The 21977-nt window shown below is 58.5% G+C and carries 19 protein-coding genes; 11 read left to right on the forward strand and 8 right to left on the reverse strand.

The genetic code is table 11. The features are described from left to right. The first annotated feature begins 49 nt into the window (after window positions 1–49). On the forward strand, window positions 50–670 hold the full coding sequence (locus ISN74_RS16920) for a TetR/AcrR family transcriptional regulator (RefSeq protein ID WP_188800330.1): 621 nt from the start codon (window positions 50–52) through the stop codon (window positions 668–670). Window positions 671–686: 16 nt separating this feature from the next. Here ISN74_RS16920 and ISN74_RS16925 read toward each other — a convergent pair whose 3' ends face one another. The 5 genes from ISN74_RS16925 to cyoA form a co-directional block, all read right to left on the reverse strand. Then, entirely contained in the window at window positions 687–1469 is a 783-nt protein-coding gene (locus tag ISN74_RS16925) for an SURF1 family protein (RefSeq protein WP_188800331.1), read from the reverse strand. Window positions 1470–1552: 83 nt separating this feature from the next. After that, window positions 1553–1948: a cytochrome o ubiquinol oxidase subunit IV gene (gene cyoD, locus ISN74_RS16930; protein WP_188800332.1), complete on the reverse strand. Its 396-nt coding sequence runs from the start codon at window positions 1946–1948 to the stop codon at window positions 1553–1555. Continuing rightward, a complete protein-coding gene (cyoC, locus tag ISN74_RS16935) occupies window positions 1945–2574 on the reverse strand; it encodes a cytochrome o ubiquinol oxidase subunit III (RefSeq protein ID WP_188800333.1) in 630 nt (209 codons plus the stop codon). Before cyoC ends, cyoD begins: the two co-directional genes overlap by 4 nt. Further along, window positions 2567–4570, reverse strand: coding sequence for a cytochrome o ubiquinol oxidase subunit I (gene cyoB, locus ISN74_RS16940; protein ID WP_188800334.1), 2004 nt, complete (start codon window positions 4568–4570; stop codon window positions 2567–2569). The genes cyoC and cyoB overlap by 8 nt, the downstream gene beginning before the upstream one ends. Before the next feature lie 171 nt (window positions 4571–4741). Further along, window positions 4742–5713: a ubiquinol oxidase subunit II gene (gene cyoA / locus ISN74_RS16945; RefSeq protein WP_268235712.1), complete on the reverse strand. Its 972-nt coding sequence runs from the start codon at window positions 5711–5713 to the stop codon at window positions 4742–4744. A gap of 307 nt (window positions 5714–6020) precedes the next feature. Between cyoA and ISN74_RS16950 the strand changes: the two genes are divergently transcribed. From ISN74_RS16950 to ISN74_RS16985, 8 genes are all read left to right on the forward strand, one after another. Next, window positions 6021–7352 carry an MFS transporter gene (locus ISN74_RS16950; RefSeq protein ID WP_188800336.1) on the forward strand — a complete coding sequence of 444 codons (1332 nt, stop codon included), beginning with the start codon at window positions 6021–6023 and terminating at the stop codon, window positions 7350–7352. 168 nt (window positions 7353–7520) lie between these two features. Next, the gene (locus ISN74_RS16955; RefSeq protein ID WP_188800337.1) at window positions 7521–7688 is read left to right on the forward strand and encodes a nitrate reductase; all 168 of its coding nucleotides are present in this window, start codon (window positions 7521–7523) and stop codon (window positions 7686–7688) included. A gap of 3 nt (window positions 7689–7691) precedes the next feature. After that, window positions 7692–8189 (forward strand): ferredoxin-type protein NapF, encoded by a 498-nt coding sequence (gene napF, locus ISN74_RS16960; RefSeq protein WP_188800338.1) that lies wholly within the window; start codon window positions 7692–7694, stop codon window positions 8187–8189. After that, window positions 8186–8470, forward strand: a complete 285-nt coding sequence (locus tag ISN74_RS16965; RefSeq protein ID WP_188800339.1) for a chaperone NapD — start codon at window positions 8186–8188, stop codon at window positions 8468–8470. The genes napF and ISN74_RS16965 overlap by 4 nt, the downstream gene beginning before the upstream one ends. Then, window positions 8451–10940 (forward strand): nitrate reductase catalytic subunit NapA, encoded by a 2490-nt coding sequence (gene napA, locus ISN74_RS16970; RefSeq protein ID WP_188800340.1) that lies wholly within the window; start codon window positions 8451–8453, stop codon window positions 10938–10940. Before ISN74_RS16965 ends, napA begins: the two co-directional genes overlap by 20 nt. A 10-nt stretch (window positions 10941–10950) precedes the next feature. Continuing rightward, window positions 10951–11538 carry a nitrate reductase cytochrome c-type subunit gene (locus ISN74_RS16975; protein ID WP_229679335.1) on the forward strand — a complete coding sequence of 196 codons (588 nt, stop codon included), beginning with the start codon at window positions 10951–10953 and terminating at the stop codon, window positions 11536–11538. Window positions 11539–11547: 9 nt separating this feature from the next. Then, entirely contained in the window at window positions 11548–12156 is a 609-nt protein-coding gene (locus ISN74_RS16980; protein ID WP_188800341.1) for a NapC/NirT family cytochrome c, read from the forward strand. 42 nt (window positions 12157–12198) lie between these two features. Next, complete coding sequence (locus ISN74_RS16985) at window positions 12199–12720, forward strand: gluconokinase (protein ID WP_188800342.1); 522 nt, start codon at window positions 12199–12201, stop codon at window positions 12718–12720. Between the two features lie 2 nt (window positions 12721–12722). Here ISN74_RS16985 and ISN74_RS16990 read toward each other — a convergent pair whose 3' ends face one another. Beyond that, window positions 12723–13640, reverse strand: a complete 918-nt coding sequence (locus ISN74_RS16990) for a DMT family transporter (RefSeq protein ID WP_188800343.1) — start codon at window positions 13638–13640, stop codon at window positions 12723–12725. A 101-nt stretch (window positions 13641–13741) separates the two neighbouring features. Here ISN74_RS16990 and ISN74_RS16995 point away from each other — a divergent pair, with 101 nt between their 5' ends. Together ISN74_RS16995 and ISN74_RS17000 are read left to right on the forward strand one after the other, a co-directional pair. After that, entirely contained in the window at window positions 13742–15154 is a 1413-nt protein-coding gene (locus ISN74_RS16995; protein ID WP_188800733.1) for an aminotransferase-like domain-containing protein, read from the forward strand. 165 nt (window positions 15155–15319) lie between these two features. Further along, window positions 15320–17407, forward strand: a complete 2088-nt coding sequence (locus ISN74_RS17000) for a phosphocholine-specific phospholipase C (RefSeq protein ID WP_203546636.1) — start codon at window positions 15320–15322, stop codon at window positions 17405–17407. A 76-nt stretch (window positions 17408–17483) separates the two neighbouring features. Here the strand turns inward: ISN74_RS17000 and ISN74_RS17005 are convergent, their stop codons facing one another. Together ISN74_RS17005 and ISN74_RS17010 are read right to left on the reverse strand one after the other, a co-directional pair. Beyond that, on the reverse strand, window positions 17484–18995 hold the full coding sequence (locus ISN74_RS17005; RefSeq protein ID WP_188800345.1) for a CehA/McbA family metallohydrolase: 1512 nt from the start codon (window positions 18993–18995) through the stop codon (window positions 17484–17486). A 115-nt stretch (window positions 18996–19110) separates the two neighbouring features. After that, window positions 19111–21915, reverse strand: coding sequence for a TonB-dependent receptor (locus ISN74_RS17010; RefSeq protein WP_188800346.1), 2805 nt, complete (start codon window positions 21913–21915; stop codon window positions 19111–19113). Between the last annotated feature and the right edge of the window lie 62 nt (window positions 21916–21977).

A 21977-nucleotide genomic window follows, 5' to 3' on the forward strand; every position in this document is an offset into this window, starting at 1 on the left:
TCAAATGCGTATTGAAATACATGTGCCATGAGACGTGGTAGCATGAGACATGCCACGCAAACGATTGACCCGCGAAGAAAGCCGCGAACAGACCCGCCTGCGCCTGCTCGATGCAGCGGGGGTACTCATTGCCAAAAAAGGGCTGGCCGCGACCAGTGTGGAAGACATCGTTGCCCACGCCGGCTATACCCGCGGCGCGTTCTATTCGAACTTCAAGAGCAAAACCGATCTGTTCATCGAACTGCTCTGGCTCGACCAACAGAACTTGCAGGCAGAGCTGCAGAAACTACTGGAAGCCGACCTCTCCGTTGAAGATCTGCAAAAGCAGCTCGCCCTGTTCTACACCCAGTGCTATCGCGACGACAGCAACTATATCGTCTGGGCCGAAGCACGCCTGCACGCGCTGCGCGATACAAAATTCCGCCAGCGCATGAACGCATCGTGCCTGGAAAAGCGCGACATGATTGCGTACTTCATCGAGCAATTCTGCAAGCGCATGAACATGTCACTGCCGGGCCCGGCGGCTGATTACGCACTGGGCACCATCGCCCTGATGGATGGCATGCTCTATTTCAGCATGACCATGCCCAACGAGTTGCCTGACTCAGCGGCCGAATCGGTATTGAGCACCATGTTCAGCAAGACCTTCTTTGGCAGCATGCCTTCCTGATCCAAGCTGCTCCCGCTTACCTGGAAGAGCGGCGAAGCTTGTATTCGTCGTAACCGACATAGACGCCAGCGACCAGCGTCAACAAAGCCATCAGATACCAGGTGATCAGGTAACTGAGGTGATTGTTCGGGAAGTTGATGACCGTGGTGCCGCCTTCCGGCCATGCATGCGCAGAAGACCCTGACACGACAGGTGTAGCGTCCTGATCGATGAAATAAGGCGCGACATGAGTGAGGCCGCGTGCTGTCGCGATGGCTGGCACATCACGCGTGTACCAGCTGTTATGCGCCGGATCGTTGCGACGGAAAAGCGTGGATGGCTCAGACATGCGCAACAAGCCGGTCACCGTCACCTGATCGCCTGGTCCCGCTGCGCAATGGCCATTGCGTCCACACCAGCTCTCGGGCGCAAAACCGCGATTGACCAGCACAATGGAACCATCCGCCATACGCAGCGGCGTCACCACGAAGTAACCGCTGCCTTCGTCGGAAGCAGCCCAGATCAGGGTCTGGCGATCGTGAAGAAATGCACCGGTGACGCGCACATGCCGATATTCGTCATCCTCCGCATTCACCTTCGACCATTGATCGGGAGTCGGCGGCGCGACCGGCGGTGCGTGCACACGTTGATCCACGTGCGCGATCAGATCGCGCTTCCAGGCCAAACGCCGAACCTGCCAATTGCCGAGCTCGATGAAGCCGACGAACAGGCAGATGCCGAACAAAGCCAGCAGGGTGAGAGCAAGAGGGCCACGGGGACCGCGCGCGGTGTCTTCGGTAGAAGTAGAGATGGACGGCATGCCGCAATGATCGCATGAGCCACCCACTGGTTGGGCTACCTCGAACCTGGTCCGAGGCTAACCCAACCCCGCGTCTACGCCATTCAAGGCAAATTACGCGGGTCCGGCATCATCGACGGCATCATGTTGTTGTTGAGATGGAACATGATCCAGATCGAACCGCTCAAGGTAATCACCACCAGCACGATGGTGAAGACCAGCGCCAGCATGTTCCAGCCGCCTTCCGACTTCGTGTTCATGTGCAGAAAGTAGATCATGTGCACCACGATCTGGATCGCCGCCAGAAACAGGATCAACGCATCGGCCGGACCTGACTTGGCAAATGCCCCGCTCATCACCAGCGAGAACGGCAGCAAGGTCAACAGCGCCGCAAGCCCGAAGCCGGTGAGATAACCCTTCAGCGTGGCGTGAACCCCACTGACACCATCGTGTTCGTCATGTTCGTCGTGATCGTGCTGCGTCTCGGCATGCTCGCTCATGGCAGCACTCCCATCAGATAGACGAAGCTGAATACGCCCACCCACACCACGTCCAGGAAGTGCCAGAACATGGACAGGCACATCAAGCGACGCTTATTGGCAGGGATCAGCCCTTTCTTGCCGACCTGCACCAGCAGCACGATCATCCAGATGAGGCCACAGGTCACGTGCAAACCGTGCGTACCGACCAGGGTGAAGAACGAGGACAAGAAAGCGCTCCGCCACGGTCCCGCACCGATCGAGATCAGATGCGCGAACTCGGTCAGCTCCAACGCAATAAAACCTGCGCCAAGCAAACCCGTGATCACCAACCACGCCATCATCGGCCCGCGTCGGTTCAGTTGCATTTCCAGCACGGCGAAGCCGTAGGTAATCGAAGAGAGCAGCAGCAGCGTTGTATTCATCGCCACCACCGGCAACTCCAGCACCTGTGCGGCGGATGGGCCGCCCGCGTAATCGCGACCCAGCACGCCGTAGGCCGCAAACAGGCAGGCGAAGATGAGGCAGTCGCTCATCAGATAAAGCCAGAAGCCGAGCAACGTGCCGTTCTCGACGTGATGATCGCCTTCCACATGGAATTTCAGGGGCTCCGGCGAGCCGCTCATGGTCATCGTCGTGTCAGACATGGGCCAGCAGCTCCGTGCGGGTTGCTTCGACCTGCGCCACTTCTTCGGCCGAGATGTAGTAATCGCGGTGGTAATTGAACGTGTGCGCGATGGCAGTGGCGAGCAACGCCACGAACGAGATGATGGCCAACGGCCACATGTACCAGATCATGGCGAAGCCGAACACGGTGCTGATGCCGGCCAGGATGATGCCCGCGCCCGTATTCTTCGGCATGTGGATCGGCCGGAAACCACCCAGCGGCCGCTGGTAGTGATGCTGCTTCATCTGCCACCACGCATCGTTGTCATGGATCAGCGGGGTGAAGGCGAAGTTGTACTTCGGCGGCGGCGAAGAGGTGGACCATTCGAGCGTGCGCCCGTTCCAGGGATCACCGGTGTTGTCGCGCAATTGCTCGCGCCGCATGAAGCTGACCGCAAACTGGATCAGCATGCACATGATGCCAAGCAGAATCAAGAATGCGCCGAAGGCCGCAATCCCGAACCAGATCTGCAGCGATGGATCGTCGAAGTGGCTGAGTCGCCGTGTCACGCCCATCAGGCCGAGCACATAAAGTGGCATGAAGGCGAAATAGAAACCGATCAGCCAGAACCAGAACGAGCATTTGCCCCAGAACGGATCGAGTTTGAAGCCGAATGCCTTGGGGAACCAGTAATTGATGCCCGCGAACAGACCGAACAGCACACCGCCGATGATCACGTTATGGAAGTGCGCGACCAGGAACAGGCTGTTGTGCAGGGAGAAGTCTGCCGGCGGCACCGCAAGCAGCACACCCGTCATACCGCCAATGGCAAAGGTGACAATAAAGCCCACCGTCCACAACATCGGCACTTCGAAAGTGATCCGGCCGCGGAACATGGTGAACAGCCAGTTGAAGATCTTCGCCCCGGTCGGAATCGAAATGATCATCGTGGTGATGCCGAAGAACGAATTGACGCTCGCACCCGACCCCATCGTGAAGAAGTGATGCAGCCACACCAGATAAGCCAGCACCGTGATCACCACCGTCGCATACACCATGGATGCATAGCCGAACAGGCGCTTGTGCGAGAAGGTGGACGTCACCTCGGAGAAAATACCGAAGGCCGGCAGGATCAGGATGTAGACCTCCGGATGGCCCCAGATCCAGATCAGGTTCACGTACATCATGGCGTTGCCGCCCAGTACGGTGGTGAAGAAGTTGGTGTGTGCGTAACGATCCAGCGCCAGTAGCGCGAGCGCTGCCGTCAGCACCGGAAAGGCCGCCACGATCAGCACATTGGTGCACAGCGCGGTCCAGGTGAAGATCGGCATGCGCATCAAGGTCATGCCGGGCGCACGCATTTTGATGATGGTAGTGAGCAAATTGACACCGGATAACAGCGTGCCCACACCGGCGATCTGCAAGGCCCAGATGTAGTAATCCACGCCCGCATCGGGACTCGACACGATGCCGGACAGCGGCGGATAGGCCAGCCAGCCCGTGCGCGCGAATTCGCCGATGAACAGCGACATCATCACCAACACTGCACCAGCCACCGTCATCCAGTAGCTGAAATTATTGAGAAAGGGAAACGCCACATCGCGCGCGCCGATTTGCAACGGCATCACGAAATTCATGATGCCCGTCACCAGCGGCATGGCGACGAAGAAGATCATGATCACGCCATGCGCGGTAAAGATCTGGTCGTAGTGATCCGGCGGCAGATAGCCTACCGAGTGGCCGAACGAGATCGCCTGCTGCGCACGCATCATGACCGCGTCGGCGAACCCGCGCAGCAACATCACCAGACCCAGGATGATGTACATGATGCCGATCTTCTTGTGATCGATGCTGGTGAACCATTCGTGCCAGAGATATCCCCAAAGTTTGTATTTGGTGATGATGGCGACCACGGCGAGCCCACCCAGCGCCACCACAATGAACGTCCCCACCACGATGGGCTCGGGCAGGAAGTCATGCCATGTCAGGCGACCGAAGATCAGCTGGGTAAAGTCGGGATAAGAGCCTGCTTTCATGTGCCAAGCGCCCCGCATTGTGTCTGAGTGGCCGTCAGGTGGCAGCGCGTGGCGCAGCGCCATACTCGTCGCTGTATGGCCAAGCCGCGCACTGCCACCTGACGGCCACTCAGGCGCAATGCGGGGTGCTTGGCATGTGAAAACAGGCTCTGAAACATCATGGACACCCGTTCACTGTGTTTGGGCCGTGGGCATGGCAGCCATGCCGCTCGAATCATGACCGGAGCCCATGGCCCCTTCTTCACCGCTTGGCGCAGCGGATTTGTTATCCACACAAACACTGCCGGCCGGCACGCAATTGCCCATGATCGCCATGAACAGCCCAGGCGCCACGCCGTCGTAGTAATGCACCGGCACGTTTTCGCTGTTCTGCGCCAATTTCACATATTCATCACGACTCAGCTCGCCGCTGCCCGCCTTCACCTTCTGCACCCACTGCGCGAAATCGCTTTCGCTCAGGCCGTGGAAGATGAAGTTCATATGAGAGAAGCCATCACCGCTGAAATTCGCCGAAAAACCGTCGAACTGCCCTGGCTTGTTGATCACGGCCTGCAGCTGGGTTTCCATGCCTGGCATGGCGTAAATCTGGCCGGCGAGCGCAGGGATAAAGAACGAGTTCATCACTGTCGAGGCAGTGATTCTGAATTGGATAGGCCGATCCACCGGCGCGGCCAGTTCATTCACCACCGCCATGTTCTGCTCGGGGTAGATGAATAGCCACTTCCAGTCCAGCGCCACCACATCCACCTCCAGCGGCTTGACGTCTGCAGGTATCGGCTTACCTGCCGCGATGCGATCCAGCGGCCGGTAGGGGTCGAGCTTGTGTGTGCTGACCCAGGTCAGCGCACCGAGCGCGATGATGATCAGCAGCGGTGCCGACCAGATCAGCAACTCCAGCATGGTGGAGTGATCCCAGTCCGGATCGTGGCGCGCCTTCTTATTTGATGCCCGGTAACGCCATGCAAACACCAAGGCCATGATGATCACCGGCACCACGATCAGCAGCATCAAGATCAGCGAACTGATGATCAGATCGCGCTGCTGCAACGCCAGATCGCCGGATGGCGACATAAGCACCGTATGGCATCCCGAAAGCGGGACAAGGCCAAGCAGGAGCAGTCTTCGGAGAGCCTTCATGGACATAACCGGCGACGCAACTGAAAAAGGAAAGGGGTACTGCTTGCGGGAACAAGGTACGCCGAACTGCAGGCCACGTGCAATTGTTCTGATCACTTTCGCGTGCAACAACCAACTCTGCACGTTCCCACCGGACGCAAATATGTAAAAAAAGCGCACGGTTTGTACGATTCTCGCATTCGATCGCAAAGTCACGCGACATTTTGCCCTCCTTTGCGCGCGGCACAGCAAAGCTATCGCGGCGACTCTAGCCATCACGCTGCGACAGTGCCATGCTGTACCTGCCGCACCCTCCCTTGACCGAGCAACGACGATGTCGACGACGTTTGAGGATCAGCGCGAACCGGGCGATTTCAGCCATGAAGACATTGGCCGTATCCACGCCCAGGCCAAGGTGGCGCCGGGCGAGATCGCCATCGGCGTGGTAATCGGGCGGACGTCCGAATACTTCGATTTCTTCGTCTTCGGCATCGCCTGCGTGCTGGTATTCCCGACGGTATTCTTCCCCTTCGAGAGCCGCCTCGACGGCATGCTGCTGTCCTTCGCGATCTTCTCCCTGGCGTTCATCGCCCGTCCGTTCGGCACCACACTGTTCATGACGGCCCAGCGGCGCTGGAGCCGCGGCACCAAGCTCACCATTGCGCTGTTCCTGCTCGGTAGCGCCACCGCGGGCATGGCCTTCCTGCCCGGCTATGGCGTGATCGGCAGCTGGGCCATCGGCCTGCTCGCCTTCTTCCGTTTCCTGCAGGGTATTGCGCTGGGCGGATCGTGGGATGGCCTGCCTTCCCTGCTTGCCCTCAACACGCCACCGGAGCGACGTGGCTGGTACGCGATGCTGGGACAACTCAGCGCACCGATCGGCTTCATGATCGCCAGTGCATTGTTTCTGTTCCTGCATGCGGAACTCGCCCAAGACGATTTTATTGACTGGGGCTGGCGCTATCCGTTCTTCGTCGCCTTCGCCATCAACGTCGTAGCGTTGTTCGCGCGCCTGCGTCTGGTCGTCACCGAGGAATACACGCGCGCCATGGAAGAGCGCGAGCTGGAGCCGATCGGCATCATTCCGATGATCGAGCGACAAGGCTACAACATCTTCGTCGGCGCCTTTGCCGCGTTGGCGAGCTATGCGTTATTCCATCTGGTCTCGATCTTTCCACTGTCGTGGATCACGCTCGGCACGACACAATCGGTCAACGAAGTACTGGCAGTACAAATCGTCGGTGCGGTTGCCGGCATTTTCGGCATCATTGCATCCGGCATCGTCGCTGATCGCATCGGCCGGCGTACAACGCTGGGAACCGCCGCAGCGCTGATCGGTGTCTTTGCGCTGTTCGCGCCATGGTTGCTTGGCGGCGGCAAGGCTGCACAAGATGCCTTCATCCTGATCGGATTCCTGTTGCTCGGTTTCTCTTACGGGCAGGCAGCAGGCAGTGTGACCTCAAACTTTGAAATACATCTTCGCTATACCGGCGCGGCCTTGACCTCCGATTTCGCCTGGCTCATCGGTGCGGGATTCGCGCCACTCGTGGCGCTTGGCCTGTCTGCGCGCTTCGGCCTCGTTGCGGTAAGCGTGTACCTGCTCTCAGGCGTCGCATGCACGTTGCTCGCGCTGCGCGTAAATCGGGCGCTGGCGGCAAAGGAATAAGCACGTTGCCCGGTCGTTATGTAGTCGCCTGCATAGCCCATCGAACGCTGCTTCTCATCAGAATGTGATGCCTATGTGAAGACGTCTGGACGGCCAAATCTGGCCGTCTGCACTATTCATGCGCACTTTTGCGCGTATGCTAAACGCAGACTGGGTGGGGAGCGGAGCATGGATGAGGTATCCGTCGACAACCGTCGTCGCTGGGAAACCTGGGTATTCGTATTCCTGACCGTGGTACTCGCTCCGGTCGTCGCGGTTCTTTTTGTTAGCGCCTGGGGATTCACAGTGTGGATCTGGCAGATGTTCAACGGACCACCCGGTCCGGTGGGACATTGAGCCATGGACAACCTCAAGGCACGCCGCGCCTTCTTGTTTGGCCGCCGTGCTGCGACAGCAGCGGTACGGCCGCCGTGGTCGTTGCCCGAACAAGATTTCCTTGATCGCTGCACGCGCTGCAACGACTGCGTAAGAGCCTGCCCCACTCACATCATCGTCATCGGCGACGGTGGCTTTCCAGTCGTCGATTTCTCCCGTGGCGAATGCACCTTCTGCGGCAACTGCGCGAGCGCCTGCACCGCGGGTGCTGTTGATGCCGGTGATCAGACACCATGGCATCTGCAAATAACCGTCAGCAAACAGTGTCTCGCCAAGCACGACATTTTTTGCATGGCCTGCGTCGATGCCTGCCCAGAGCAAGCCATTCGCCTGCACTACGCCGCCTCGGTACCGACTCCGGAAATCGACACCTCACGTTGCACCGGTTGCGGCGCATGTATCGCGATCTGCCCGCCTCAGGCCATTTCCCTTCACCCTAGTGAAACGGTGACCACGCCATGAGCAAGGAATGGCATATCACCAGTTTTATCGTCACCGCGCGTCCCGAGCGGATCGCCGCAGTCATGGATGCTGCACTGAAACTCCCGCAGACCGAACTCGCCGTGCAGGAAGGTGCCCGGATGGTGCTGGTCATGGAAGGTGAACACCGCGGCGACATCATGGATCGCGTCGATACGCTGCGCGATCTCGAAGGAGTCATCACCGTCAATCTCGTTTATCACCACGTTGAAGACAAAGATTCTCTGGAAGAGGAGCTGCATGATGAGCGTCACACGACGTGAATTCGTCAAGCTGACCGCCGCCACCACCGCCGCTGCCGCCGCCGGCATTGCGTTTCCGGCGGGCGCACAGTTGGCGAATCCGGAGTCATCCACATTGCAGTGGGCCAAAGCGCCCTGTCGCTTTTGCGGAACCGGCTGTGGTGTCAATGTCGCCGTCAAAGATGGCCGCGTGGTCGCCACGCATGGCGATGAACTATGCGAAGTCAATCGCGGCATCAACTGCGTGAAGGGCTACTTCCTCTCCAAGATCATGTATGGCAAGGATCGACTGACCAAACCGCTGCTGCGTAAAAAGAATGGCATCTACGACAAGCATGGCGATTTCGTCGAAGTGAGCTGGGACGAAGCCTTCGACCTGATGGCCGAAAAGTGCAAGCAGGTACTCAAGGACAAAGGTCCCACGGCTATCGGCATGTTCGGCTCCGGACAATGGACGATCTGGGAGGGCTATGCCGGCAACAAGCTGATGAAGGCCGGCTTCCGCTCCAACAATATCGACCCCAATGCGCGTCACTGCATGGCCTCGGCCGTCATGGGCTTCATGCGCACGTTCGGCGCGGACGAGCCGATGGGTTGCTACAACGACATCGAAGCCGCCGACGCCTTCGTGCTATGGGGCTCGAACATGGCGGAGATGCACCCCATCCTGTGGACACGCGTGACCGATCGGCGTCTGTCCAATCCCAAGGTAAAGGTGGCTGTGCTTTCCACCTTCCAGCATCGTTCGTTCGACCTTGCCGACATTCCGATCGTGTTTACGCCGCAAACCGATCTGATCATCCTCAATTACATCGCCAACACCATCATCAGCAGCGGGCGCGTCAACCAGGACTTCGTCGGCAAGCACGTGCGCTTCATGCTCGGCAACACCGACATCGGCTACGGACTGCGCCCTGACAATCCGCTGGAGCTGAAGGCCAAGAACGCCAAAGATCCAGGCGGCGGCCAGCCGATGACATACGAGCAATTCGCTGAGTTCGTCAAACCGTACACGCTTGAATATGCCTCCAAACACGCCAACGTGGACGAAGCCTGGCTCAAGCAACTGGCTGAGCTGTATGCCGATCCCAACATCAAGGTGACGAGCTTCTGGACCATGGGTTTCAATCAACACACGCGCGGCGTGTGGGCCAACAACATGGTCTACAACATCCATTTGCTGACCGGGAAAATCGCCACGCCGGGCAACAGTCCATTCTCACTGACCGGCCAGCCTTCCGCCTGCGGCACCGCACGCGAAGTCGGGACGTTCTCACACCGACTGCCCGCTGATCTGGTCGTTACCAATCCGAAGCATCGCGAGGAAGCCGAACACATCTGGAAACTGCCGGCGGGCACGATCATCGGTGAAGTGGGTTATCACGCCGTGCAGCAGAATCGCATGCTCAAGGACGGCAAGCTCAACTGGTACTGGGTGCAGTGCAATAACAACATGCAGGCGGCAGCCAACCTGGACGAGGAAACCTATCCCGGCTATCGCAATCCCGACTGCTTCGTGATTGTCTCCGACGCCTACCCCACCGTGACCTGCGAAGCGGCAGACTTGGTGCTCCCTGCTGCCATGTGGGTGGAAAAAGAAGGCGCTTACGGCAACGCCGAGCGCCGCACGCAATTCTGGCATCAGATGGTGCAGGCACCTGATGACGCGCGCTCGGATCTTTGGCAACTCGTCGAATTTTCCAAGCGCTTCAAGATCGAGGACGTCTGGCCGGAAGAGTTGATTGCCAAGATGCCGGAAGTCCGCGGCAAGACGCTCTACGACGTGCTGTATCGCAACGGTAATGTCGACAAATTCCCGTTGGAGCAATGCGACCCGGCTTATGCCAACAACGAAGCCAAAGCCTTCGGCTTCTATATTCAGAAAGGACTGTTCGAGGAATACGCTGCATTCGGCCGCGGCCACGGCCACGACCTGGCACCATTCGACATGTACCACAAAGCGCACGGCTTACGCTGGCCGGTGGTCAACGGCAAGGAAACGTTGTGGCGCTACAAGGAGGGCAGCGACCCTTACGTCAAACCGGGTACTGACTGGGATTTCTACGGCAATCCTGATGGCAAAGCCGTGATCTGGGCATTGCCTTACGAACCGCCCGCCGAATCGCCCGATGCGGAGTACGACCTGTGGCTGAGCACCGGGCGCGTGCTGGAGCACTGGCACTCCGGTTCGATGACCATGCGCGTGCCGGAGCTTTACAAGTCCTTTCCATCGGCAGTGTGCTTCATGCATCCGGACGATGCGCAGAAGCGTGGACTGCGACGCGGCGATGAGGTGCGCATCGTTTCACGGCGCGGCGAGATGTTATCTCGCGTAGAAACACGCGGACGTGATCGCGTCCCGGTCGGCCTGGTATTCGTACCCTGGTTCGATGCGGCCCAGTTGATCAACAAGGCCACGCTCGACGCGACCGATCCCATCTCCAAACAGACCGACTACAAGAAGTGCGCCGTTAAAGTCCTTAAAGTCTGAGGAACATGCCATGCGTAGTGCGCTGTTCTGGATCATCGCCGTGTTTCTCGTTGGCACGTTGATCGTGGTCACGATGCTACCTCACATCCATCACGAGGAGACCGCGACGCAAAGTCCGCCCGCTTCCGCACAAAGCGCACCGGTGGCGAGGCAAGTGGCGTCGAGAGCGACCGTGCCACCGGAAACCAATACCCCGGTTGCTACCAACCTCGACGCATTGCGCCGCGGCATCCCGATCAACCAGGAAGCTATGCCACTGCCAATGGCAGCTGTCGAAAACAACGACGTGCCGCGCGAACGCAACTATCCGATGCAGCCACCCACCATTCCGCACAGCATCGACAATTATCAGGTGGACAAGAACTACAACCGCTGCCTGATGTGTCACACGCGTGCCAACGCTGCAAAATTCAACGCACCCGCCATCGCCGCTTCGCACTATGTAACGCGCGAGGGCCAGGTACTCGCACAAATCTCGCCGCGCCGTTATTTCTGCACGCAATGCCATGTCCCACAGACCAACGCCAAGCCTCTGGTAGGTAACACCTATCAATACGACACCGCGGTGATTCAGGCCGCCGCCAAGAACGGGCAATGAGGCACCGACATGCGCGCCTTCCTCCGCAAATGCTGGCAGATCCTTTCCACGCCAAGCCTCCATTTCAGCCTTGGTTTTCTTACCTTGTGCGGTTTCGTCGCAGGCATCCTGTTCTGGGGCGCCTTCAATACGGCGCTCGAATACTCCACGACCGAAAAATTCTGCGTCTCCTGCCATGAAATGCATGACAACGTGTATCAGGATCTGAAAACGACCATCCACTGGTCCAACCGGTCCGGCGTTCGCGCCACCTGCGGCGACTGCCACGTACCACACGCATGGACACCAAAAATTGCCCGCAAGATGCAGGCATCCAAGGAGGTGTGGGGATGGCTGTTCGGCACCATCGATACGCGGCAGAAATTCCTCGACAACCGGCTGGAACTGGCCGAGCACGAATGGGCACGACTGAAGGCCAACGATTCGCTGGAATGCCGCAACTGCCACAACTTTGCTTCGATGGACTTCACCCGGCAAAGTCCGCGCGCTGCGGCGATTCACAAGGCGGCGCTGTCAGGCCCCAATCACCAGACCTGTATCGATTGCCATAAGGGCATTGCGCATCGATTACCGGACATGACGGGCATACCGCAAGGCTTTACCCCTCAGGTCGAGTAGCGCATGCTTTCTATCCGGAAGCGGCCTCGCCACGAGATAGTTATGCCTGATGAAATGCACGCCCTCGTCGTCATGGGCGTTTCCGGTTGCGGCAAATCGACCGTGGCTTCGGCCATCTGCTCACGCACTCATGCGTCCCTGATCGAAGGCGACGACTTTCATCCCGCACAGAATGTCGAAAAGATGCGCGCGGGCATTCCGCTCACGGACAACGACAGGCAGGGTTGGCTGGAACGATTGGTGCGCGAAGCCAGTCATCGACTGGTCGCCGCGGAGCGTGTCGTACTGACATGCTCCGCGCTCAAACGTGACTATCGTGAGACGCTGCGGCGAGGCATTCCCGAACTCGGCTTCCTGTTTTTGGAACTAAGCGAGGCTGAAGCAACGCAGCGCGTAGCCAGCCGCGCAGGACATTTCATGCCTGCCACGTTGGTGAAGAGCCAATTCCGCGATTTGGAACCACCCCGCCACGAAGCGCAGGTACTTACCGTTTCTGCGACCCGGTCACTCGCCAGCATCGTCGATGACGTCGTCCAATGGTGGCCGCTGCCGGAAAACCGTTGAGGCTACGGTTGCGTACATGCCTGTCGATGGCGCATCGGCCAAGGCACCCATTTCAGATTGACGCCAAACGTGCCCAGCACGATCAACGCCAGGCCCGCCATCTGCAACGGCACCAGGCGGTGCCCGTAGATCAGGTAATCCAGCAATAGCGCAACCATCGGATACACGAAGGCCATCACCGCTATCGTCACCACCGGCAGACGCGGATAGGACGAATAGAACAGCACATACACGATGCCGCTGTGAATCACGCCCAGCCCCACCAGCCATCCCCAGTGCCAACCCGCATGGAACACATCCGGACTGGAAAAGCCTGCCAACATCGCCACACCCACCCAGCACTGGATCATCACCAGCGCGAATGGGCGCTTCTTGCCTACCTGCCGGGACATCAGCAATGACGCCCCACACAGCACTGCTGACAACAAAGTCAAACCGATGCCGGTGAGGTAATTCGCATCGGCGTTGCGCCATATGCGCAAAGGATCGGCTGAACAAACGACACCCGCAAAGCCGATCAACGTCCAAAGCAGATCGGCGGGGCGCGTGCGCTCGCCCTGCAGCAACGCCGCCAATATCAGCATGACGAACGGAAAAAAGTGATAGACCATCGTCGCCACGCCGATCGACGAACGCGCCATACCGGCAAACAGCGCCACCCAGTTCAGCACCAGCAACACGCCACTGAGCAAGGCTCCGCGCAGCAGCACGCGATCCTGCAAGACGCCACGCAAATGCCCTCGCGCCAATCCCCAGGCAAGCAGAAACAAGCCGCCGAACAGGCAACGATAGAACACGGCGGTGACCGCATCTTCACCGCTTTCGTGGACGAACACACCCACGGAACCAATCAATAGCTCGCCAAGCAGCAAGGTGCCTAGCGCTGTGCGGCTGCCTTCCTGGGCCGATACCTGCGTCATGGTGCTTCCTCTCTCCGATGGGAGGCCAGCCTAGAACGGCCCACACAACCATGACAGATGCAGATAAGATCGATTTCGACCGATACAGATGGAATGCCGTCGTGCTGCTCTACGAACAACTGGCCAGCCAATTGCGCGAGCAGATTGCCCAAGGTGCGCTTCGTGCCGGAGAGCGATTGCCATCGATCCGGCAACTGGCGCGCAGTCACGGTGTAAGCACTGCAACCGCCGTGCAAGCGTGCCTGCAACTGGAACGCGAAGGCCTGGCTCAGGCACGGCCGCGCTCCGGTTACTTTGTGCGCGCAGCCACACCGCAAACGCCCAGCTTACGGCCCCCACGGCGGCGCACGCCGGCTACGGTCAGCAATCCCATGCTGCAAGACGTGTTGGACATGCTTGCGCGCAGCGACTTGCTTCCTCTGCACAGTGCGACAGCGGCGCCAGAACTCCTTCCGCAATCAGCACTCACCGCTTCACTCTCGCATTGCCTGCGGCACGCACCAGCGGCAGCATTGGATTACGCCCCGCCACAAGGCCACCCCGCATTGCACCGCATGATCGCGCAGCGCTACGCGCAACTGGGCGTATCCGTGTCACCCGACGAAATCATCATCACCGCCGGCGCGATGGAAGCCATCAGCCTTGCCTTGCGGACAGTGACCACTCCCGGCGATGTGGTGCTGGTGGAATCGCCGACGTATCACGGCATTCTGCAGGCGATTGCGGCACTGCAACTGAAGGTACTGGAAGTGCCCAATGTGCCGGGCGGTGGGATCGATGTAGCGCGACTCGATCAGCGGCTGCAGCAGAACACAGTACGTGCCGCCGTGCTGGTACCCAACTTCAATAATCCACTTGGCAGCTTGACTGATGACGCTGCCAAACAGGCCATCCTCGCGAGTTGCGCAAAGCACAAAACCATCGTTATCGAAGACGATATCTACGGCGAATTGTCCTGGTCCGGACAACGACCATCACCCATGCGGCGCTGGGACCGGCACGGCAACGTCATCACCTGCAGTTCGTTCTCGAAAATTCTTTCGCCAGGATTGCGCATCGGCTGGCTGGTCGGATCGGAGTGGACCGATGCGTTACTGCGAGCCAAGTATTTCTCTACCGTCGGCGGTGCGAGCCTTCCGCAACTGGCACTTGTCCATTATTTGCAACGCCACGACCTGGAACGTCATCTGCGCCGTTTGCGCATGGCGCTGGCTGACAACGGGCAACGTCTGCATGAAGCCATCGAGCGTTATTGGCCCAAGGAAACCCGTGCATGCACACCGCGCGGTGGTCTTTCGCTTTGGACGCAGTTGCCACCGGATACAGATGTTGGTGCGCTGTTCGAGACAGCGCTCGCCGAAGGCATTGGTACCTCACCAGGCATGTTGTTTTCCAGTCGTGGCGATTACGCCGACTGCCTGCGCCTGAGTTGCGGATTGCCGTGGAGCGATAAACTTGATCGCGCCTTGCAACGGCTTGGACGACTGGCTCGCGACAAGCGCATTCATCGGTGATGCCTTGCAACATGAAAAATGCGGCAGCGATCAAACTTTGATGTGCACGAATCGTGAAGAACAAAAATAATTGTTCGAGGAAATTTGCACGTCATAAAAATGGCACAGAGGCTCCCTATCGTCGCTCGAACAAACCCATTCGAGCGCGAGGATCCCATGGTCGAGATGAATCGCCGTAAATTTCTTACGTTGTCGATCAAAGCTGCGGCTGTGGGTGCAACCGGGTATGCGCTAGGCGGAACCATCAAGCCGGCGCAAGCGGCAAGTGCTGAAACAACAAGTGGCCTGACGAACATCAAGCACGTCGTGATTCTCATGCAGGAGAATCGTAGCTTCGATCATTATTTTGGCACGCTGCAGGGTGTGCGCGGCTTCGCGGATAAAGCAGGCATCACGCTTTCGGGCGGGTACTCGGTATTCAATCAACCCAACGGGACATCGCGCCAATATCCGTGGGCGTTCAACACCACTTCGCCGGAGCTTGGCGAGAGCGGCGAAGTCCTTACCCAATGCGACGGCAGCCTGGATCATTCATGGGCAACCCAACACAGCGCATGGGATGACGGAAAAATGGATGGCTGGGTCGCCGCCAAAGCCAGCGTGCGCACGCTTGGCTATCTCACACGCCAGGACATTCCGTACCATTACGCGCTCGCCGATGCCTACACCATCTGCGACCACTATTTCTCCTCCATCCTCAGCTCGACCGGTCCCAATCGCACCTATCTATGGGGCGGCATGATCGATCCGACCGGCCAGAATGGCGGACCCGCTTACGACGGCGGTTCCGAGTCCGGCCTCACCTGGGAGACCTATGCGGAAGAACTGCAGGCCGCCGGCGTGACGTGGAAGGTGTACCAGAACGCATCGGACAACTTCGGCGACAATGGTCTGGCCTATTTCACGCAATTCGCGGATGCGTCGACATCCAGTCCGCTGTATCAGCAGGGCATGGCATCGGTCCCCGATACGACCGGTTCTACACCCAGCGATATCGCTTTGGCCATCCAGAACGATGTCGTCAACGGCACGCTGCCGCAAGTGAGCTGGATCGTGGCCAGCCAGGATTATTCCGAGCATCCTGATGCGCCGCCGGAAAACGGCGAGTACTTCATGAACCTGGTGATGCAGGCGTTGGCGGCAAACGCGGATGTGTTCAATTCCACGGTGCTTATTCTTAATTACGATGAAAACGACGGCTTCTTCGATCACGTTCCGCCGCCGATTCCGCCCAGCGGCACCGCCAACGAATTCATCACCGTAGACGGATCCTCTCAGCCGATTGGCATGGGCTTTCGCGTACCGATGATCATCTGCTCGCCCTGGACGCGCGGCGGCGTGGTGGATTCGCAAATCTACGATCACACCTCGGTGATCCAGTTCCTGGAAAGCTGGACCACGGCCCTGGGTACACCAGCGTTGTCTTCTTACATCAGTGCGTGGCGGCGACAAGTGGCGGGTGACCTGACGGGTGCGTTCAACTTTGCCAATCCCGTCTATGGACTGCCGACGAATCTGCCGGCGGCCACCGCGACCATCAACCGCGAAACCACCTGCGATCTGATGCCCAATCCCACGGACGGCAATGCCTCCAACAGCCTTCCGGCGCAGGAAACCGGTACGCGCACGGCGTGTGCCCTGCCCTATCAGCCCGATGCGAATATCTCTTCGATCCAATACGGTTCGGATGGCCAGATCTTGATCTGGATCGAGATGCTCAACGTTGGCAGCATCGCTGCGAGCGCGGTGCCGATGGCGATCTACGCCAACGCCTATCGCAGTGGCGGCCCGTGGCAATACACGGTTGGCGCATACAGCAATGGAAGCAATGGCTCGGTCAGCGACTTCTTCAACGTCGGCAGCGGCTACGGCAGTGGCAGCTACGACCTGACGGTGACCGGCCCGAATCGCTTCCTGCGCCGTTTTACCGGTAATCTGAACAACTCAGGCAAGAGCTGCAGCATCACCTCGTCGTACGCTAACGATCCGGTCTCCAGCCAGTTGGCCATCTATTTCGCTTTGGCCAACGGTGGCAGCGAAGCGGTCACCTTCACCATCACTGCCAACAACTACACCAGCGAAGGACCGTGGACCTATACGGTTGCAGCAGGCGCCACGACCAATACCTACTTCTCCGCCGTCGCCAACACCAACGGTTGGTACGACTTCACCATCACCCTCAGTGGGGACTCGAGCTGGATCCGTCGTTATACGGGACATCTGGAGAATGGTGCTGCATCGGTTACCGGTTGATCCGCAGCGAGTATTAACGCAGAAGAAAAAGCCACGTCGGATCATTGTCCGACGTGGCCAACTCAATGGTAATGCCTCAGTTGATGTAAACCGGATTGCCGACCAACAGCAGTTCACCTGCTGCCCCGCGCACATTGGCGCGTATCCAGTGCCGCTTACCGTCACTTGGCCAGCTAAAGGACTGAGTTAGTGAGCCATGCACCGCAAGATTTGCGTCCGGTTGCCACGGCTTGCCATCCACGATCATTTCCACGCGACTGCCTTCCGGCGCCGACGCCTTGACAGTCAAACGCGTGTACTGACCGGATGGAACGGTCATCGCATCGCCCATTTCAGCCGTTTCGTGCCCTGCACTCGCAGTGAGATCGAGAAACCGGTCGCGCGTGCCCTGTACATCGATGAACACATGCCCCGCGCGTATGCCGGCAAGAATGGCCGGCATGGAAAGCTCGCTGGCGTGCACCACCGTGGTGGGTGTGCCGACCAGATTGCCCACGACTTGCTTGGCATCATGATTGTCACTGCCACCCACACCTGTCAGCCGATAGCCTTGATCGAGCAGATGCTGCCAGAACGGAATGCCAGACGTGGGAAGCATTGCGTCGACGCCATTCACCGCCTCGATGGCTTGCACCAGATGCATATCCACCGGTTTGGCCGATGCCCAGCCGCACCCCATGCAGCCTTCGTCGTCTGCCAGAAGAGGATGATTGATGGAAATCAGACCGTGCAGCGCTGCGGCCTCGCGCAGCAAGGTATTCCAATCCGGCACGGATGCACTGCCGACACGGAAATCCACCGGTTCATCAGAACCAAACAGATTGGCATGCCCGGTGAATGTCGTGAACTCACGTGCAGGCATCAGCAATAGCTGGTCGTAATAGGGCTGCAGTTCCCGGATATCATTGGCCTGCGATACCGCGTTGTGATCGCTCAATGCAATGAAGTCGAGCCCCCGTTGGAGTGCGGCATCGATGGTGAGGTACAAGGGACAAGGTACGCGCTGCTTGCCACTTTGGCTGGCACAGGTGCCGTCGCTATGCGCGCCATGCATATGCAGATCGCCACGATACCAACCGGCCTCCTTGCGCAAAGGCGGATTCAGCACTTCGGGCAACCATGCGGGATCACCTGGATGGCCGAACCAGATCTTCGCCGTGTAATCGGCCGTCACGTTCGGCCGAATGTTGGGAATACCAAGCAGCAACGTCCAGCGGCCAGGACGAATCGCACCGGGCAAGAAGGATGGCGTAGCATCCGTCGCACTGATTGTAAAAATCTGTTTGCTTCCGCCACTCCAACCGCGGAATCCATCCTGTCCGTGGAATCCATCCGGCCCAAGCAGCCCCAGATCAATGGTGGTGCGCTGATCACGGCCGGTATAGGCAAACTGGATCGTGATACGGTTGACGTTGGCCGGCACGTCGAAGACGACGGGGCGGTAGGTGTGATTGTCCTGGGAATGAATCTGGCCTTTTAAAGTGAGATTCGGCGCAGTGTCATCCGCATGGACGACACTCGTACTCCACAGAAACAAAATCATAAGCACCAGAAACGGAATAGAGCCGAGTCGAACGCGGGTTTTCATGGGATCGATTCACTTCAGGATTTGAGGCCGAGTCACAGCGCTCTCCACCTTGCCATCACGCACTTGCTGGATGACGGCAGGGTGAATGCCTGCGTGATAAATGGGCACGCCGCCATCAGAACCGATACATCACCGATGCTCTAAACGAGCGACCCAACAAGGGCCGCGCGATAAACACCGTATCTCCCGCATCGCTGCTCTTCAACTCACCCGATCGTGGGTTGCCTTCGGTCAGGCCCAATGAGTTGGTGATGTTGTCGGCATACAGAAAGAACGACAGGTCCGGCGTGGCCTGGTAGCGTGCACTGAACCCCAGTGTGGTGTATTGCGGCAAAATCACCGAATTGGCGGTATCGGAGAAACGTCTGCCTTCGTACTCAAAAGCTGCCTGCAGACGAAGCTTGTTATTGAGCAAATTGACACCCGGGACGATGCGTGCACTCTTCCTCGGCACGCGGATAAGCTGGTCGTCGTCATAATCGTTCAGCACCGGCTCGCCCGCCGTGATGGTCGTATAGCGCAGACCCTTGTAGCGAGGATCCTGCAGCGTGGCGCTGTACTGAATATCGAACCACTTGGAGGGATAAACCGTGCCCTCAAGTTCCAGGCCGTAGGTTTCGGTATTCGCATACCCCGTCTCCGCAGTCGATGCGCCGGACGTGGGATTGAACACGTAGTTGCTGAAGCTAACGTCGTTGTATCGGGTGTAGAAGAACGTTTCGTATGTTTCGATGTATTCGTTGGCAAACTTGTAGCCCACTTCCGGCAATATCATCGTCTGCGTGATCGGCGTAGCCGTCGGCGTGGTGATGTACGAACTCAGGTTCGGCAGACGAAAGGTGGACGTATAGCGCGCGAAGACGCCCTGATGGTCGCTGAACTGGTAATTCGCACCCAGCGTCCACCCCAGCTTGTTGAAGCTATGGTCGTAGTCGGCATACTGACCACTTCCAGTGAGAATGTCGGAGCTCCATGGTGTACCGAGGTTGACGGTGGTCGGAAGCTCGGTCCATCCGGTGGTGTTTACACGCTCCCAGCGTGCACCGCCGTCAATGCGCAGCGCATCGGTCACCTGCCACTCATCTGAGAAGTAGAACGCATCGGTGTTGGAAGTGCCGGATGAGTGCGCCCACTCATAGCCATTGTTGTAGATACCGTTATCCGTGAGCATGCCGATCGGCGCACCCTCCGCGTTCACCGCCACCAAATTCAGCAGTTTGGCGTTATCGGAGGTATCCAGCAGGACAGTGGAAGAGAAGCGATCGAAGCTTTGGTCGAAATAGGCGTGGTAATAGCCAAACGTTACATCGTGTGTCTGGTCGCCGAATTCGAACTTGCGCATCAGACGGGTATCGCTGGTGATCTCGTGCATCGGCATGGTGATGCCACGCAGGCCGCCGAGAATCACCAGTCCGTTGCCATTCTGGTTGGCGTTATTGAACACCGCACCGGTATTCACGTATTGCAACTGCATGCCCGCGGCATTGGGGTAGTACTTCAAAAGCTGCGATTGTGCTGATGCCAGAAACGCCGACGCCGTTTCGATGGCGTTCGGATAAACGCCGTTGCGAATCGTATCGGTGTCGCTGTAACGCAGATCTTCCGACAGCTTCCAGTCGTCCCACAGGTTGTAGTCGAACTTCACCGTGAACTGTGTGCGCTTTACGTCAGTACCAAGGCTGTCGTTGAAGTCATAATTGCTCCCATTGCCCTGCTGAAGCTGCATGTGCTCCGTTTCCGGGCCGGCCACCGTGCCGTAATTACCGTTGAAACCAGGCACAGCCACAAGATCACCGCTCGAATTTCGGTACATCGGAATGCCAAGATCGAAGCCAACCTTGTCGTCCATGTGCTTCACATCGAAGCTGATATCACCGTTCTCGAACTGCTTGGACAGCGTCGCGCGCAACTGCCCGCCGTCATCATTGGTGAAGCCCGGCTTGCGAATACCGTCATCGGTGCGCCAGAAACCACCGGTGCTAAACTTCCAACCATCGCCGATCGGTGTGCCATACCAGAAGTCCAGGCGATTTAATCCATAGTTGCCGACCGTGTATTTGATGAGGCCGTCGGGCATGTCATCGACCTGGCGCGGAATGAAGTTGATCGCGCCAGCCGGAGCATTCGAATAGAAGATGGATGACGGACCGCCGCGCACCACTTCGATGTGGTCGATCGTTTCATCCAGCCGGAAGGCCTGGTCGGCATTGAGATAGCCAAGCGCTGGATCGTGTTGCACGGGGATGCCGTCTTCAAGCAGGTTCACCGAGCCATAACCATCGACGGGAATACCACGCGCGCGGATGTTTCCACTCGCTTCGCCGCCCGATGACTCCACCCAGAAGCCCGGTACGGATTTCACTGCTTCGGTAACACTGGTTGGCGCCTGCATGCGCAGGCGATCTTCATCGATCGTGGTGACCGAGTAACTGGTCTGGGCGCGAGTGCGCACGTCCACACCGGATCGCGCCGTTACCACAACGCTGGCAAGGTCTTTGGCCGTCTTGCCGCCAGCAGGTGAAACCGAACTGCCATTGGTCACATCAGAGGTTGCACTACCGGCCGTCGCCGCCGCAGCGGAGGCCGAAGTACCCGCATTGGCTGCTACGTTTCCCGGGATGATCGTTACGGTATCCGGCGCTATGAAGCGATAGGTGAGACCCGTGCCCGCCAGCAGTTGGCGCAACTGCTGTTCCGCCGACAGCCCTGCCTGAGCACCCGGGCTGCGGACACTATCGGCAATCTCGGAACCGTAGACGATCTGCACACCTGCTTCGTGCGAGAAATTTTCCAGTGCCTTGGCAAGCGGCATCGGCGCGATGGCGACGGTGTGCGTGGCGGACGTGGCCTGAGCGAGTACGGACAACGGCGTACCCACGCCCAGCACGAGAGCGATATGAAGTGCCAAACGATTTCGCATGAAAGGAAAAACCCTTGAAAGATGACCCCAAAAAGCAGACGCGAATCGCCGGCCCTTATCTT

The organism is Dyella caseinilytica (assembly GCF_016865235.1).
In the GTDB taxonomy this organism is placed as follows: domain Bacteria; phylum Pseudomonadota; class Gammaproteobacteria; order Xanthomonadales; family Rhodanobacteraceae; genus Dyella_B; species Dyella_B caseinilytica.